The 15,803-nt window shown below is 76.8% G+C and carries 14 protein-coding genes; 8 read left to right on the top strand and 6 right to left on the bottom strand.

From position 1 onward, the window contains the following. Positions 1–54 precede the first annotated feature (54 nt). The gene (locus ACI79X_RS14680) at positions 55–2,379 is read right to left on the bottom strand and encodes a transketolase-like TK C-terminal-containing protein (RefSeq protein WP_457026150.1); all 2,325 of its coding nucleotides are present in this window, start codon (positions 2,377–2,379) and stop codon (positions 55–57) included. Positions 2,380–2,485: 106 nt separating this feature from the next. Between ACI79X_RS14680 and ACI79X_RS14675 the strand changes: the two genes are divergently transcribed. Continuing rightward, entirely contained in the window at positions 2,486–2,857 is a 372-nt protein-coding gene (locus ACI79X_RS14675; protein ID WP_457026149.1) for a nuclear transport factor 2 family protein, read from the top strand. A gap of 35 nt (positions 2,858–2,892) precedes the next feature. On the opposite strand, the gene ACI79X_RS14670 is transcribed toward ACI79X_RS14675, so the two are convergent. The 3 genes from ACI79X_RS14670 to ACI79X_RS14660 are packed head-to-tail and all read right to left on the bottom strand — an operon-like array spanning position 2,893 to position 5,747. Then, on the bottom strand, positions 2,893–3,918 hold the full coding sequence (locus ACI79X_RS14670) for an NAD(P)-dependent alcohol dehydrogenase (protein ID WP_457026148.1): 1,026 nt from the start codon (positions 3,916–3,918) through the stop codon (positions 2,893–2,895). Then, complete coding sequence (locus tag ACI79X_RS14665) at positions 3,919–4,701, bottom strand: metal-sulfur cluster assembly factor (RefSeq protein WP_457026147.1); 783 nt, start codon at positions 4,699–4,701, stop codon at positions 3,919–3,921. It lies immediately after the preceding gene. Continuing rightward, positions 4,701–5,747, bottom strand: a complete 1,047-nt coding sequence (locus tag ACI79X_RS14660; protein WP_457026146.1) for an amidohydrolase family protein — start codon at positions 5,745–5,747, stop codon at positions 4,701–4,703. Before ACI79X_RS14660 ends, ACI79X_RS14665 begins: the two co-directional genes overlap by 1 nt. Positions 5,748–5,913: 166 nt before the next feature. On the opposite strand from ACI79X_RS14660, the gene ACI79X_RS14655 reads away from it, so the two are divergent. After that, positions 5,914–7,386, top strand: coding sequence for an AAA-type ATPase lid domain-containing protein (locus ACI79X_RS14655; RefSeq protein ID WP_457026145.1), 1,473 nt, complete (start codon positions 5,914–5,916; stop codon positions 7,384–7,386). A 14-nt stretch (positions 7,387–7,400) separates the two neighbouring features. Here ACI79X_RS14655 and ACI79X_RS14650 read toward each other — a convergent pair whose 3' ends face one another. Continuing rightward, positions 7,401–8,135 (bottom strand): class F sortase, encoded by a 735-nt coding sequence (locus ACI79X_RS14650; protein WP_457026144.1) that lies wholly within the window; start codon positions 8,133–8,135, stop codon positions 7,401–7,403. 77 nt (positions 8,136–8,212) lie between these two features. Further along, entirely contained in the window at positions 8,213–8,974 is a 762-nt protein-coding gene (locus ACI79X_RS14645) for a hypothetical protein (protein ID WP_457026143.1), read from the bottom strand. 252 nt (positions 8,975–9,226) lie between these two features. Here ACI79X_RS14645 and ACI79X_RS14640 point away from each other — a divergent pair, with 252 nt between their 5' ends. From ACI79X_RS14640 to ACI79X_RS14615, 6 genes are all read left to right on the top strand, one after another. Continuing rightward, positions 9,227–9,880, top strand: coding sequence for a copper resistance CopC family protein (locus ACI79X_RS14640; RefSeq protein WP_457026142.1), 654 nt, complete (start codon positions 9,227–9,229; stop codon positions 9,878–9,880). A 104-nt stretch (positions 9,881–9,984) separates the two neighbouring features. Continuing rightward, on the top strand, positions 9,985–11,340 hold the full coding sequence (locus ACI79X_RS14635) for a copper resistance D family protein (protein WP_457026141.1): 1,356 nt from the start codon (positions 9,985–9,987) through the stop codon (positions 11,338–11,340). A gap of 347 nt (positions 11,341–11,687) precedes the next feature. Then, positions 11,688–11,945, top strand: a complete 258-nt coding sequence (locus tag ACI79X_RS14630; RefSeq protein WP_457026140.1) for a cupredoxin domain-containing protein — start codon at positions 11,688–11,690, stop codon at positions 11,943–11,945. After that, positions 11,945–12,427, top strand: coding sequence for a hypothetical protein (locus tag ACI79X_RS14625; protein ID WP_457026139.1), 483 nt, complete (start codon positions 11,945–11,947; stop codon positions 12,425–12,427). Before ACI79X_RS14630 ends, ACI79X_RS14625 begins: the two co-directional genes overlap by 1 nt. Positions 12,428–12,450: 23 nt before the next feature. Beyond that, a complete protein-coding gene (gene pta, locus ACI79X_RS14620; protein WP_457026138.1) occupies positions 12,451–14,514 on the top strand; it encodes a phosphate acetyltransferase in 2,064 nt (687 codons plus the stop codon). Continuing rightward, a complete protein-coding gene (locus ACI79X_RS14615) occupies positions 14,511–15,710 on the top strand; it encodes an acetate/propionate family kinase (protein ID WP_457026137.1) in 1,200 nt (399 codons plus the stop codon). Before pta ends, ACI79X_RS14615 begins: the two co-directional genes overlap by 4 nt. Positions 15,711–15,803: the final 93 nt, after the last annotated feature.

Raw genomic sequence — 15,803 nt, 5'->3', positions numbered from 1 at the left:
GTGCAGGGGCCCGCGTCGAGCGGAGCGAGGCGTGGCGGGCACCCGGGTCCTTCGTCAGTCCACGAGGTCGAGGGCCGCGCCGACCACCGAGTCGACGTCGAGGCCGTGGTAGCGGTACACGCTGTCGAGGTCGCCGCTCTGCCCGAACCGCGTCACGCCCAGGTGTGCGGCCGGCACCCCGCGCAGGCCGGCGAGGAACGCCAGCGTGTGCGGGTGCCCGTCGAGGACGGTGACCAGCGGGGTGGCCCGGTCGGCCGGGAAGACGCTGTCGAGCACCCACGGCGAGGCGTCGTCGAGGCCGCGGCGGGCCTGCGCGGCGCGGAACAGCAGCCCCGGGCCGGTGACGACGACGACGTCGGCCGGGAAGCCCAGCCCGTCCAGCCGCTCGGCCGCCGCCAGCGCCTCGGGGACCACCGCCCCCATCGCGGCCAGCGTGACCGCCGGGCGCGGCACCCGCCGCAGCGGGTAGGCCCCGGCCACCACCTGCCGGCGGCGCCGCTCGCGGGCCGCCGCGTCGGCCGGCACCGCGGCCAGCGCCTGGTCCACCGGCCGGGTCGAGAGCCGCAGGTAGGCCGACTGCCCGCCCGGGCGGCCCATCTGGCCGAGCGCGGCGAGCAGGCACCACTCGGTGTCGAGGGCGAAGGCCGGCTCGTAGGTGAGGCAGCCGGGCTGCTCCAGGCCGAGCGACGGCGTGGTGATCGACTGGTGCGCCCCGCCCTCGGGGGCGAGCGTCACGCCCGACGGCGTCCCGACCAGCAGGGACTGCCCGCCGGCGTAGATGGTGAACGACCACGGCTCCAGCGCCCGCTCCACGAACGGGTCGTAGAGGACGCCGATGGGCAGCAGCGGCTGGCCCCACCGCGACCAGGTGGCGCCGAGCTCGCCGATCGCGCCGACCAGGTTGGTCTCGGCGATGCCGAGCTCCACGTGCTGCCCGGAGGGCCGCTCGCGCCAGTGCAGGATCGTCTCGGCGTCGTCGGCGAACCAGTCGCGTCGGTCCTCGTGCGACCAGACGCCGACCTTGTTCACCCAGCCGCCGAGGTTGGTCGAGCTGGACACGTCGGGGCTGACGGTGACCACCCGGCGGCCCACCTCGGGCGCGGCGCGGTTGAGGTCGAGCAGCGTGCGGCCCAGCGCCGCCTGGGTGGTGGCCGTGCCCGAGGGCGTGCGGCCGAGGTCGGCCGGCACGTCGGGGGCGGGCGCGCTGCCGGCCGCCGCTCGGGCCAGCCGGGCCGCCGCGGCGGCCAGCAGCTCGGCCGGCCGGCTGCCGGCCGGGAACCCGGCCCACGGCTGCGCCGGGTCGACGCCGACCCGCGCGGCGAGTTCGTGCAGCTGGGCCTCGGTGAGCAGCGCCGAGTGGTTCTGCGGGTGGCCCTCGGTGGCCAGGCCGTAGCCCTTGAGCGTGTAGGCGATGACGACGGTCGGGCGGGTGTCGTCGATCTGCGCGAACGCCGTCCGCAGCGCGCTGAGGTCGTGCCCGCCGAGGTTGCGCACCGCGGCGAGCAGGTCGGCGTCGGCCACGTCGTCGATCAGCCCGGTGATGGCGGCCGCGGCGGGGCCCCCGCCCGGCAGCTCGCGGCGGACCTCCGCGGCGGTGCGGCGCAGCAGCCGCTGGTACTCGGCGTTGCTCATGCCGTCGATGCGGTCGCGCAGCTCCGGGCCGCCGGGGCGGGTGTAGAGCTCCTCCAGCAGCGCCCCGTACTTGACGGTGAGCACCTGCCAGCCGGCCGCGGTGAACATCCCCTGCAGCCGGGTGGCGCCCATGGTGGGGACGACGCGGTCCAGCGACTGCCGGTTGAGGTCGACGATCCAGTTCACCTCGCCGAGCTCGGCCACCATCGGGTCGAGCACGGCCTCCCAGACGGCGCCCTCGTCGAGCTCGGCGTCGCCGACCAGCGACCACTGCCGCCCGGTGCCGCCGGCGCCGAACTGGGTGTTGACGTAGCGGCGGGCCAGCGCGCCCCAGATCGGCGCCGTGGCCCCGATGCCGACCGAGCCGGTGGAGTAGTCGGCCGGGACGGGGTCCTTCAGGCGCGAGGGGTAGGACTGCAGCCCGCCGAACTCGCGCAGCGTGGTCAGCCAGGAGGCGTCGAGCTGCCCGAGCAGGAACTCCAGCGCGTGCAGCACCGGGGAGGCGTGCGGCTTCACCGACACCCGGTCGTCGGCGGACAGCTGCTCGAGCCACAGCGCGGTCATGATCGTGACCATCGAGGCGCTGGAGGCCTGGTGGCCGCCCACCTTGAGGCCGGTCGGGTTCGGGCGCACCCGGTTGGCGTGGTCGACGACCGCCGTGGCGAGCCAGAGCACGCGCTGCTCGATCTCGCGCAGGGCGGCGTCGTCGGCGCCGGTGGCGGGCGGGCGCGGGGCGGCGAGCGTCATGGGTCTCCCGTCGGTGGGTGGCGTTCCAGCGTCGCCGGATGGCGTACCAGCATCGCGCGCGGGCGGGTCCCCCGCGGCCAGGGAGGCCGTGCCAGGGTGCTGCCCCGTGACCGCACCGGACCGCGAGGCGCGGCTGCGCGCCCTCTACCAGGCCTTCACCGCCCGCGACCTCGACGCGGTGGGGGCCGCCATGGCCCCCGGCGTCGACTGGCCCAACGGCTGGGAGGGCGGCCGGGTGCACGGCCGGGACGGCGTGCGCGCGTACTGGGAGCGCCAGTGGGCGCACATCCGCCCGCTGCTGCGGCCGACCGGGTTCGAGGAGCGCCCGGACGGCTCGGTCGCGGTCACGGTGGCGATGACCGTCCGCGACCCGGGCGGGGCGGTGCTGTCGCGGGAGACGGTCCGGCACGTCCACCGCTTCGACGGCGCGGGCCTGGTGACCCGGATGGACGTCGAGCCGGTCGGCCCCGCGCGGTAGGTGCCCCCGGCGGGACCGCCGGGGGCACCTCCCGGTCACGGCACGAGGATCGCGCGCCCCCGTACCTTGCCGGCGTCGAGGTCACGGATGGCGTCCACGGCGCGGTCGAGCGGGTACCGCTGGGTGTGCAGGGTGACCTTCCCGGCCTGCGCGAGCACCATCAGCTCGGCGAGGTCGGTGTAGGTGCCGACGATGTTGCCCACGATGTTCTTCTCACCGGCGACGAACTCCAGCGTCGGGATGCGCAGCTCCCCGCCGTAGCCGATGACGTATAGCGAGCCGGCCGGGCCGGTCATCCGCCAGCCGTCCATCTCCGCCCCCTGCTCGGCGACGAAGTCGAAGACGACGTCGGCGCCGCCGCCGGTGAGCTCCTGCACCGCCTGCACCTGGTCGCCGTCGGCCACCACGGTCTCGTCGGCGCCGATCTGCCGGGCGAGCTCGAGGGCGTCGGGGTTGCGGTCGACCACGACGACGCGGGTGCCCGACAACGCCGCCAGGCACTGCACGCCGATGTGCCCGAGGCCGCCGGCGCCCTGCACGACCGCCGTCGTGCCGGGGTGCAGCAGCGGCAGGGCCTTGCGGACGGCGTGGTAGGCGGTGATGCCGGCGTCGGCGAGCGCGGCGACGTCGGCCGGGTCGGTCGACGGGTCGAGCTTCACGCAGGCGCGGGCGGTGGTGCGCAGGTACTCGGCCATCCCGCCGTCGTCGTTCGACAGTCCCGGGAAGAACGCGTTCTCGCACTGCATGTCCCGGCCGGCGCGGCAGGCCGCGCACAGGCCGCAGCTGGGCTGCGGGTGGAGGATCACCGTGTCGCCGACGGCGACGTTGGTGACGCCCTCCCCCACCGCGTGCACCCAGCCGGCGTTCTCGTGGCCGATGACGTAGGGCAGGTCGGGGTTCTGCAGCTCGGCCCACTGGCCCTCGAGGATGTGCAGGTCGGTGCGGCACACCCCGGCGCCGCCGATCTTCACGATGACGTCGAGGGGCCCCTGCAGCGTGGGCTCGGGGATGTCGTCGAGCGAGGGGTCGGCGTGGTACTCGTGCACGCGCACGGCCTTCATCTAGCGCACCTCCAGGGGGATGAGCGGACGGTCGTCGGGGCGGGGGGTCTGGTCGGCCTCCGACCCCGGGTAGCGGGTGGTGAGCAGGCCGCGGCAGAAGTGCGCGTTGCCGTCGACCGAGATGCGCACCGAGCGGGCCCGCCGCAGCACCATCGGCGCGTCGGCGGCGTCGGGGCGGGTGCCGTCCTCCCGGAGCAGCACCGGGGCGTCGTCGCCCGCGGGGAGCCCGAGGGCGGCCCGCCGGCGGCGGAGGGCGTCCGCGGCGTCGGCCGGGAGGTCGCCGAGGGTGACCGCGCGGACGTCGGCCGACGGGTCGGTGCGCAGCAGCGCGGTGAGCGCCCGCTCCATGGCCGCGGTGTGGGCCTTGCGGACGAAGGTGGCCCGCAGCTCGTCCAGCGATTCCTCGGCCTCGTGCCCGAACGTGCCGCGGTAGCCGAGCCCGGCGGCCAGCCCCCGGTTGATCAGGTCGGAGTCGGAGTGGTCGTCGAGCTCCACGACGACCCGCCCGACGCCCGGGACGGCGGAGACGGCGTCGTGCGCGTCGGACACCATCAGCCAGGCGAAGTTCGGCGCGCAGAACGAGGTGGGCAGCCGCAGGTGCACCTCGACGGTGGCCGGGCGGCTCGAGCCGTCCACGGCGACCGAGCGGACGAAGCCGAGGTCGGTGATCGGCTCGTCGAGCTCGGGGTCGACGACGGTGCCCAGCGCCCGGCGGACGGCGGCCTCGTCGACCCGGGCGGCCTCGACGACCCCGGCGGCCAGGCCGGGCAGGACCGCCGTCATCAGACGCTCGCCAGGTCGGCCGCGGCCGGCTCGCGCGGGCCGGTCTCGGTCTCGTCGGCCTCGGGCAGCCGCAGGTGCTCGGGCACCGGGAGGTCGTAGAGCCGGGCGGCGTTGAGGCCGAGCACCTTCTTCTTCTGCGCCGTGGTGATCGGCGCGTACTCCGGGCTCATGTCCTCGGGGATCTGGAAGTCGACGAACTTCTCCACCAGCCACTTCGGCGTCCACAGCGCGTAGTCGCTGGAGAACAGGATCCGGTCCTCGCCCAGCCAGTAGAGGAGCTCGCCCATGATCTGCGCGAAGTAGCGCGGCCGGGTGTGGATGAACGGGATGGCCACCGCCAGCCCGGCGACGACGTTGGGCTCCTGGGTGGCGATCCAGCAGAAGTCCTCGAGGCGCGGCAGGCCGCAGTGCTCGACGACGAACGTCAGGTCCGGGAAGTCGGTGGCCACGTGGTCGACGTCGGCCACGTCGAAGGCGTCGCGGTCCAGCGGGCGGATCGTCGGGCCCTTGTGGATGTGGATGTTGCGGATGCCGAGCTCCTGGGACAGCTCCAGGTAGCGCTGGGCCATCGGGTCGGTGAGCTTCCAGCCGCGGGACTCGCCGTGCCAGTCGGCGGTGTAGAGCTTCACGCCCGTGAGGTGCATGCGCTCGGCGGCGGCGCGCAGCGCGTCGAGGCCGTTCTCGCCGTCGCGCGGGTCCCAGTAGTGGTTGTAGGTGAGCTTGTCCGGGTGGGCCTGCGCGAGGGCGAACGCCTCCTCGGTCTGGCCGAAGCCCCGGTGGTAGAACTCCGCGAGCCGGGCCGGCTGGAAGACCGCGTGGTCGACGATGCCGTCGACGAACACGTCGCGCATCAGCCGCTCGCCGCCCTGGTACAGGTACTCCTCGTAGCCCCAGACCTCGGACTCCGGGCTGAGGTTGCGGTGGTAGTCGTAGAAGCAGTCGATGAACTGCTTGCCGTGGACGTTGCGCTGGTTCTCCGGCCGCGCGTCCCACAGCGCGATGTGCGCGTCCACCACGTAGTACTGCTCGCCGTCCCTGGTGTACATGCGTCGGCCTCCGTCGGCTCCGGTCGTGAGCTGGGTCACGTGCTCGCCGCCGACGCTAGGGCGGCTGCGCCGCCGTGCACCCCCTCCGGCCGTCTCACTCTGAGACACCGCCCGCGAGGCCGCGCCGCGTACATTGCCGTGACACAGGCCACAGCGGGAGGCGACCGTGGACGAGCCGGCCGGACCCGCGCCGCTGCCCGACCCCGCGCTCGCGGGGCGCCGCGGGACGGCGCCGCGGGTGCGCGCGTCCTGGCGGCGCAGCCAGGGCTACGGGGTGCCGCCCGACGAGGTGGTGCCGGTGTTCACCGGGACGCCCGACACCGGCTCGCTGCTCTACGAGTGCGCGCACCGGGTGCTCAGCGACCTGCAGACGACGATCGCCAACGAGCCGGTGAGCCTGATGGTCGCCGACCCCGCCGGGTTCGTGCTGGCCCGCCTCGGCGACGACGCGTCGATCCACCGGGCGCTGGACCGGGTGCACCTCGCGCCGGGGTTCTCCTACGCCGAGCGCAACGCCGGCACCAACGGCCTGGGGCTGTCGCTGGCCGACCGGGCGCCGACGCTGGTGCGCGCCGCCGACCACTGGGTCACGGACCTGCGCGGCTACACCTGCGCGGCGGCGCCCGTGCTCGAGCCCGGCACCGGGGAACTCGCGGGCAGCATCAACCTCACCACCTGGTCGGACTCCTCCTCCGAGCTGCTGCTCGGCCTCGCGCAGACCGCGGCGAGCGCCACCAGCGCGCTCATGGCGCTGCGCAGCGGCGGCCGCCTGGTGCGCCCGGCGCCGCGCGGGGAGGTGTTCCGCGTGATCGGCGGCTCGCTGGCCCCCGACGACGGCGACCCGTGCGTCACCCCCGCCTGGCGGAGCGCCGTCGACCGGGCCGCGGTGGCGGTCTCCTCCGGCGCCGGGACGGTCGTCGTCGGCGAGCCCGGCGCCGGGAAGGCGACCCTCGCGGCGCTCGCCCGCCGGCGGCTGCCCGGCCGGCAGCGGCTGCTGCACGCCCGCGCGCCGGAGGCCGGCGACGTCGCGCCGTGGCTGGAGCTGTGGACGCCGGAGCTGCGCGACGCCGACACGTGCGTGATCGTCTCCGGGCTGCACCGGCTGCCGGCGTGGGCGGCCGGGGAGCTGGCGCACGTGCTCGCGGCGGTGCGGCGCGCCGGGCGGCCGCAGCCGTTCGTGCTCACCGCGCCGGACTACGGGGCGCTGCCGGACCCGGTGGCCCGGCTGGCCGACGCCGTCGTCGAGGTGCCGCCGCTGCGCGACCGGGCCGACGACGTGCTGCCGCTGGCGTCCTGGACCGCCCGCCAGGAGCGGCACCGCGAGGTGGCCTTCACGCCGCGCGCCGCCCGGGCGCTCACCGGGTACGCCTGGCCGGGCAACGTCGCGCAGCTGCGCCGTGTGGTGCGCGAGGCGGTCACCCGGGCCGACGTCGTCGACGTGCACCACCTGGCGCCGGAGGTGCTCGACGGCGGCGGCCGGGCGCTGACCCGGCTGGAGCGGCTCGAGCGCGACGAGATCGTGCGGTGCCTGACCGAGCCCGGCACCACGATGACGCGCGTCGCCGAGGAGCTCGGCATCGGGCGGGCCACCCTCTACCGCAAGATCGCCCAGTACCGGATCACCGTCCCCGACCGCTGAGCCGACGGGACGGCTCAGGCCGCGCGGGTGGTCACCAGGGTGGCGAAGGCGATGACGTTGTCCTCGTAGCTGCGCACCGCGGAGTCGAAGTCCCCGCCGCAGGTGATCAGCCGCAGCTGGGCGTCGTCGGTGTTGCCGTAGACCTCGATGGTCGGGAAGTCGTCCTTGGGATGCGTCTCCACCCGGTCGACGGCGAACACCGCGACGGTGCCGTCCGCGCGGGTGACCTCGACCTCGTCGCCGGGCCGCAGCGCGCCGAGGTCGAAGAAGACGCCCGGCCCGTACTCGGCGGAGTCGACGTGGCCGAGCAGGACGGCGGGCCCGACCGCGCCGGGCGCCGGGCCGTTCTCGTACCAGCCCGCCCGGTCGTCCTCGGCCAGGGGCGGCACCGCCACGGTCCCGTCCCCGTTGAGCCCCAGCCGCAGCAGGTCGCTGGTGACCCCGATCGAGGGGATGCGCACCGCCACGGGCGCGGCGACGGGCTGCGCAGCGGGATCCGGGGCCTCCCCCGTGCCGACCGCGGAACCCGGCGCGCCTGCGGTCCCGTCGCCGGCCGGAGGGCCGCCGGGGTCCGCGGCGGACGGCGCGGCCGCCGACGTGCCGGCGGTCGTGGTGGTGGCGGCGGGCGCGGGCGCGCTGCGCTGCCCGGTGACGGCGACGACCAGGGCGACCACCCCGGCGACGGCCAGGGCGGCGGCCAGCACCGCCCAGGTGCGTGCGCCGGTCCTGCGGCGGGGCTGCTCGGTCATGGCGTCCTCACTGACGACGGGGGGTGCGGGCCGGGGCCGGGCCGCACGGGAGGTCTCCCGCGCGGCCCGGCGACCGGTCAGGCCTGCTCGGCCGAACGCCGGCGGTAGGCCACGGCACCGGCCACGGCCGCACCGGCGAGCGCCAGGGCGCCGGCGCCGATCGCGGCCTGCTGCTCGGTGCCCGCGGTGCTCCCGCCGCCGGTCTCCGCACCGCCGGTGGGCGCGGTGCCCATCTGCGACATGACGAGCGGGGCGCAGGCGGCCGGGGCGGTGGCCTCCATCGGCAGTGACGGGTCGAGGTCGCTCATGACGTCGCCGTCGTAGGTGCCGCTGCCGTTCTCGTCCACACCGTGCAGGACCAGCACCGCGGTGCCACCGGCGAACGCGGCCTGCACGTCCTCGGTGATGTCGAAGGTCCGCGAGTAACTGATGCTGCCGTCGGTCGGGAAGCGGTCGATCGCGAGGCCGCTGTCCGGGCTGGTGTCGCCGGTGGTGGTCAGCGAGGTGCCGATCGCGCCGTAGTAGGGCGCGCCCTCGGTGACGCTGACGAAGCCGTCACCGTTCTCGTCGTCGGCGTCGGTCGGGCACTCGCCCTGCGCGCCGATGTGGAAGTGCTGGGCGTGGGGGGCACCGGCGAGCAGGCCGGTGGCCTCGATCACGACGGTGGCGGAGTCGCCCTGGACGGTGACCATGCCGGTGCCGGAGACCCCGGACTGGTTGAGGGCGACGAGGTCGGCCTGGTAGCTGCCGTCGTGGTCGGCCAGGGCCGGGGTCATGGTCAGCAGCGGGAAGGCCGCTGCGGCGAGAGCGATGGTGGGTACGGCGAGTGCCTTGCGCACGATGGGCTCCTCAGAGTCGTGTGCCCGCCGGGTCCCCGAGGGGCTCGCCGGCAGTGGACGCCGTTCGGAACGGCGTCCGTCGTGCGCCGCAGACGCGTCCTCGCGCTGCGGCCGGGTCCTCCGGGAGGACCACGCGGAGTGGTCGGGTCCCCCAGCCGGTGGTGCACCGGCTCCCGCGTCGTCCACCCCGTGTACGTCGCCAGTGGCCCGAGCGGTTCACCCCGCCCGGCGGGAATCCGCGGACGCCTCCCGGTGCGAACGCCGGTCATGCGCCGGCACCGGTCCACCGCCCCCGTCCAGGCCTCCTCCGCCCGGGCCTCCTCCGCCCACCGGGGGCGGGGGCCGGCCGCGCTGGTCACCGCCGCCGTCGCCGCCCTCGTCCTGTGGGGCCCGGGCACGCCGGCGGCACAGGCCCACGACGAGCTGGTCGCCACCGTTCCCGCGGCCGACGCGACCGTGCCGACCGCCCCCGCGCAGGTCGAGCTGCAGATGAGCGGGACGCCGCAGGCCGTCGGCACCGCGGTGCTCGTCAGCGGGCCGGACGGCACACCGGTGTCCGCGGGCGACGTCGAGTTGCGGGACACCGCGGTCGTGCAGCCGCTGCGCGCGGACCTCCCGGCCGGCGCCTACTCCGTCGCGTGGCGGGTGACCTCCGCCGACGGCCACCAGCTCGCGGGGTCGTTCACCTTCACCGTCGCCGACGGCGCGGCGCCCGCCGACACCCCCGCCACCGACACCCCCGCCGCCGACAGCCCCGCCGCCGACAGCCCGGCCACCGATCCCGCATCGGCCGCTTCCCCGCCGGACGACGAGGGGTCGGCGCTGCCGGCCGTGCTGCTCGGCAGCGGGGGCCTGCTGGCCGCGGGCGCCGTCCTCGGCGTCCGGCAGCTCCGCCGGCGGTCGTGACCCGCGCCCCGGGGGTCGGCGCCCGGGGGGCGCCGGCCGTTCCGCCGGCTCCCCGACGCGGTGCTGGCGACCCGCCGGCGGGCCGCCGCGTTCCCGCCGGTGCCGTGCTCGCCGCCGTCCTCGGCCTGCTCGGCGTCCTCGTCCTGGCGCTCGCGGCGGGCGGCGCGGCGACCACCACGACGGCCTCCCCCGGCCTCCCCCAGGCCGGGTGGCCGGTCGAGTGGGGACTCCCCGTCACCTCCCTCGCCGCCCGCATCGCGGCGGTGGGCACCGTCGGCGCGCTGCTGTTCGCGGCCGTGCTCCTCCCCGGCAGGGGCGCCGGGTTGCCCCCGGCTGCGCGCCGCGCGGTGCGGGCGGCGTCCTGGTGGGCGGCGGCCTGGGCCGCGGCCGCGGCGCTGACGGCGGTCCTCACCGTCAGCCGGCTGCTCGGCACCGCGCCCACCGCGCTGCCGGGCTCGGCGCTCGGGGTGTTCCTCACCGACGTCGCCGCCGGCCGGTCCGTCCTCGTCGTCGTGGCGCTCGCCGCGACGGTCACCGTGCTGGCCCCGCGGTGCACGCGCGCGGCGGGCGCCGGCGCACTGCTGCTGGTCGCGCTCGCCGGGCTGGTCGTGCCCGTCGTCCTCAGCGGCCACTCCGCTTCCGCCGGTGACCACCTGCTCGCGGTCGGCAGCCTGGCCGCGCACGTCGTCGCGGCGGCGGCGTGGGTCGGCGGCCTGGGCGCCCTCCTCGTGCACGGCCGCGGGCCGGGCGACCTCGCGCCGGCCGTGGCGCGCTACAGCGCGCTCGCCCTCGGCTGTCTCCTGCTGACCGGGGCCTCCGGGCTCGTCGGCGCGTGGGTGCTGCTCGGCTCCTCCCCCGCCGGGTTCGGTGCCGCCCTCGGCAGCGGCTACGGCTGGCTGCTCGGCGCCAAGACGGCGGCGCTGGCCGGGCTCGGGGTCCTCGGCCTGCGCCACCGCCGCGCCACGCTGCCGCGCCTGCGCGCCGGCGAGCCGCGCGCCTTCCGCCGTCTCGCCGGCGTCGAGGTGGCCCTGATGACGGCGACCGTGGCGGTCGCCGTCGCGCTGGCCGCCTCCCCGCCTCCCGAGCCGGCCCCGACCGCGGGGGCCGTCACCGCCGTCCCGGGCGGCGCACCGGCGCCGTCCCCGCCCGCCGCCGGCCCTGGCGCCGACCCCGGCACCGGGCCCGACCCCATGGCCGGCCACGACCACGGCGAGCTGTCGGTGGGCGTGCTGGTCGACGCGGAGCGCTTCCACGTGCCGGCACCGGTGGCGCCGGGCGCGCTCGTCACGGTGTTCAACAGCAGCTCCACCGAGGTCACCCTGACGGCGGCCGACGGGTCCTTCGACGTCGTCGTCCCGGGGCACACGTTGCTGACCTTCCCGGCGCCGGCCGGACCCGGCACGTACGCGTTCTCCAGCCGCCACGACCCCGCGTTCGCCGATGTCCTCGTCGTCTCCTGACCGCCCGCTGAACCGCTGGGGGCTCCGCACCGAACGCCGTGCACCGCGGCCTCCCCACCGTCCGGCACCGAGGCCGCAGAACCCGAGGAGCACCGATGCTCACGTCCCCGCGTCCGACTCCGTCCCCCCTGCGCAGGCGCCGCACGGGCATGGTCCTCGGCGCCGCCGTGGCCCTCGGGGTGCTGACCGGCTGCTCCGGCGGCACCGGGGCTCCCGACGCGGGCGGGACCGCGTCCTCCTCCTCGTCGTCCTCCGCGCCGGCGTCCCCGCCCGCGACCGGTGCGGCGCCCACTCCCGGCGGGGCGCGGTCCCCGTCCCCCGCCACCTCGACGCTGCGGTCAGCGCTCGTGGACTTCGCCGTCGAGATGCCCGAGACCGAGCTCGCCGCCGGCACCTACACCGTCGAGGTGACCAATGAGGGCGGGGCCAGCCACGACCTCGTGGTCGAGGGGCCCGACGGCGAGGACGTCGCGGCCACCGAGATCCTCGCCCCCGGCGGGTCGGGGTCGCTCGAGGTGACCCTCGAGCCGGGCGAGTACGTCTTCTACTGCTCGGTCGGCACCCACCGGGCGATGGGCATGGAGCTCGTCGTCACGGTCGTGTGATGACGCGCGCCGCGCGCGCGGCCGACCGCCGGGCACCCGCGGCGGTCCTCCCGCTGCGGGTGCCCGGCGCGCTGCTGCTGGCCGCCGCCGCCGCGATCCACGGGTGGTTGTGGCTGCAGGGCTACGACGGCATCCCCGTCATCGGCCCGGCGTTCCTGGCCGACACCGTGCTCGGCGGCCTGCTCGCGCTGCTGGTGGGGCTGGGCCCCCGCCGGTGGCTGCCGTGGGCGGCCGCGGCCGGGGCGCTGTTCGCACTCGGCACCCTGGGCGCCCTGCTGCTGTCCACGACGGTCGGGCTGTTCGGGTTCGTCGAGACCACCGCGGCGCTCCTGTGGTGGGAGTCGTTCTGGGTGGAACTGGCCGCGGTGCTCGTGCTGGCCGCCCTGGCGGTGTCGGCCGCGCCGTCCCGCTCGGCCGGGGCCGCTCCCGCCCGGCCGGCACCGACCCCCGCTCCGGGGGCCGGACCGCCGTCGGCGACCTAGGGTCGCGGGCAGGAGGTGGGGCGGTGTCGGACGGGCTCTACATCACCGGCAGCGAACCGGCCACGGGCAAGTCCGCGGTCGCCCTCGGCCTGTTCGACCTGCTGGCGCGGCGCGTGGGCCGGCTCGGGGTCTTCCGGCCGGTGGTGCGCAGCCGCGACGAGCCGGACCGGGTGGTCGACCTGCTGCTCCCCCGTGCGCCGGGCTCCCCGCCCTACGAGGCCTCGCTCGGCGTCACCTACGCCGACGTGCTCGCCGACGAGGACCGGGCGCTGTCGGAGGTGGTGGCCCGCTACCGCGCGCTGGCCGCCCGCTGCGACCGGGTGCTCGTCGTCGGCACCGACTTCGGCGAGGCCGGTGCGGCCCGCGAGCTCGGCCTCAACGCGCGGATCGCGGTCAACCTCGGCCTGCCGGTCGTCTGCACCGTCTCCGGGCACGGCCGCAGCGCCGCCGAGGTGGACCGCGCCGTCGACGTGGGCACCGACGCGCTGCGCCGCGCGGGCTGCGACGTCGTCGCCGTCGTCGTCAACCGGGTGTCCGCCGGCGAGCACGCCGCGGTCCGGGCGTCGCTGGCGCAGCGCGAGCCGCCCGCCTGGGCGCTGCCCGAGGTGCCGGCGCTGACCGCGCCGACCATGGCCGAGATCGCCTCCGCCTGCGACGCCCGGGTGCTCGTGGGCGGCGCCGCGGACCTGCGCCGGGAGACCTCCGGGGTGCTGGTGGCGGCGATGACCGTGCCGAACCTGCTCGACCGGCTCGTGGACGACGTCGTCGTCATCACCCCCGGCGACCGGGCCGACGTGCTGCTCGGCGTCCTCGCCGCCCACCTGTCCGACGCCCTCCCCCAGCCCGCGGGCCTGGTCCTCACCGGCGGCCTGGAGCCCGCGCCGAGCGTGCTGGAGCTGGTCCGGCGGCTGCCCACGGTCGTGCCCGTGGTGCTCACCGACCTCGACACGCACGCGACGACGACGGTGGCCGACACCGTCCCCGGGTGGCTCAACGCCGAGGCGCCCCGCAAGGTCGACGTCGCGCTGGCGCTGTTCGAGGAGCACGTCGACGGCGCGGCGCTGCTCGACCGGGCCGAGGTGCACCGCACCCGGGTGACCACGCCGCTGATGTTCGAGTACGAGCTGCTCGACCGGGCCCGCGCCGACCGGCGGCACGTGGTGCTGCCCGAGGGCACCGACGAGCGGGTGCTGCAGGCCGCCGACCGGCTGCTGCGGCGCGGCGTCGTCGACCTCACCCTGCTCGGCGACCCGGCCGAGGTGCGCGCCGCGGCCGTGCGGGCCGGGGCCGACGTGTCCGCGGCGGGGGTGCTCGACCCCTGTGACCCGGCGCTGCGCGAGGAGCTGGCCGTCGAGTACGCCCGCCGGCGCGCCCACCGCGGCGTGACGATGGACGCCGCCCGCGACGTCGTCGTCGACGTCTCCTATGCGGGCACGCTGATGGTGGCGCTCGGGATGGCCGACGGCATGGTGTCCGGCGCGACGCACACCACCGCGCAGACGATCCGCCCGGCGCTGGAGCTGATCCGCACCACCGAGGGGGTGTCGATCGTGTCCAGCGTCTTCTTCATGTGCCTGGCCGACCGGGTGCTGGTCTACGGCGACTGCGCGGTCAACGTGCACCCGGACGCCGAGCAGCTGGCCGAGATCGCGGTGACCTCGGCCGCCACGGCCGCCCGCTTCGGCGTCGAGCCGCGGGTGGCGATGCTGTCCTACTCCACCGGGGAGTCCGGCAGCGGCGCGGACGTCGACCGGGTGCGCGCGGCCACCGAGCTGGTGCGCGGGCGGGCGCCGGACCTGTCGGTGGAGGGCCCCATCCAGTACGACGCCGCCGTCGACGCCGGGGTGGCGCGCACCAAGCTGCCGGGCAGCGCGGTGGCCGGCCGGGCGACGGTGTTCGTCTTCCCCGACCTCAACACCGGCAACAACACCTACAAGGCGGTGCAGCGCAGCGCGGGCGCGGTGGCGGTCGGCCCGGTGCTGCAGGGACTGCGGCGGCCGGTGAACGACCTGTCGCGGGGCGCCACGGTGCAGGACATCGTGAACACGGTGGCGATCACGGCCATCCAGGCGCAGGGGATCGCGTGAGCGGGCGGGTGCTCGTCGTCAACGCCGGCTCGTCGTCGCTGAAGTACCGGCTGGTCGACGTCGCCGCCGGGGCGGCGCTGGCGTGGGGGCTGGCCGAGCGGGTGGGGCAGCCCTCCGGGCGGCTCACCCACTCCCTGCCGGACCGGCCGCCGGACGTGGTGGAGCGGCCACTGCCCGACCACGGGGTGGCGCTGGGCGCGGCACTGGAGGCGTTCGACCGGTCCGGGCCGCGGCTGGCCGACGCCGGGCTGGTCGCCGTGGCGCACCGGGTGGTGCACGGCGGCGACCGGTTCTCCGCGCCGGTGCGGGTCGACGACGACGTGCTGCGGGCGATCCGCGACCTCGCGACGCTGGCGCCGCTGCACAACCCGGTCAACGCCACCGGCATCGAGGTGGCGCGCCGCGCGTTCCCGGGCCTGCCGCACGTGGCGGTCTTCGACACCGCCTTCCACGCGACGCTGCCGCCGGAGGCCTACACCTACGCCGTCCCGCCGCAGTGGGCGCGGGCGCACGGCGTGCGGCGCTACGGCTTCCACGGCACCTCGCACGCCTACGTCTCCCGCGCCGCGGCCGGCCTGCTGGGCCGGCCGCCCGAGGAGGTGAACACGGTGGTGCTGCACCTGGGCAACGGGGCGAGCGCCACCGCCGTCGCCGGCGGCCGCAGCGTGGACACCTCCATGGGCATGACGCCGCTGGAGGGCCTGGTGATGGGCACCCGCTCCGGCGACGTCGACCCCGCCGTCGTCGCGCACCTGCACCGGGTCGCCGGGCTCGGGCCCGAGGACGTCGACCGGGCGCTGAACTCCTCCAGCGGCATGCTGGCGCTGGCCGGCACGAACGACCTGCGCGAGGTGCACCGGCGCATCGGCGAGGGCGACGAGGCCGCCGCGCTGGCCCTGGGCGTGTTCTGCCACCGGGTGCGCAAGTACGTGGGCGCCTACCTGGCCGTGCTGGGCCGCACCCACGCGATCGTGTTCACCGGGGGCATCGGCGAGAACGACGCGGTGGTGCGCTCGCGGTCCCTGGCCGGGCTGGAGCCGCTGGGCATCCGGCTCGACGAGGAGGCCAACGCCGAGCGGGTGCTGGGCGCCCGGCGGATCTCGGCCGGGGACAGCGCCGTCGCCGTCCTGGTGGTCCCCACCGACGAGGAGCTGGAGATGGCCCGCCAGGCCGTCGCCCTCCTGGGCAGCCACTAGCGCGACGGAGCCCGCCCCCGGCCTCCCTCCTGGAGAGCCATCAGCGCTACGAAGGCCGCCCCCGGTCCGCCGTCCGTCCACGGACGGCGGACC

Source organism: Geodermatophilus sp. SYSU D01119, assembly GCF_054049975.1.
Note: the sequence above shows the minus strand (reverse complement) of the source record. Positions and strands in the feature narration are given on the sequence as shown.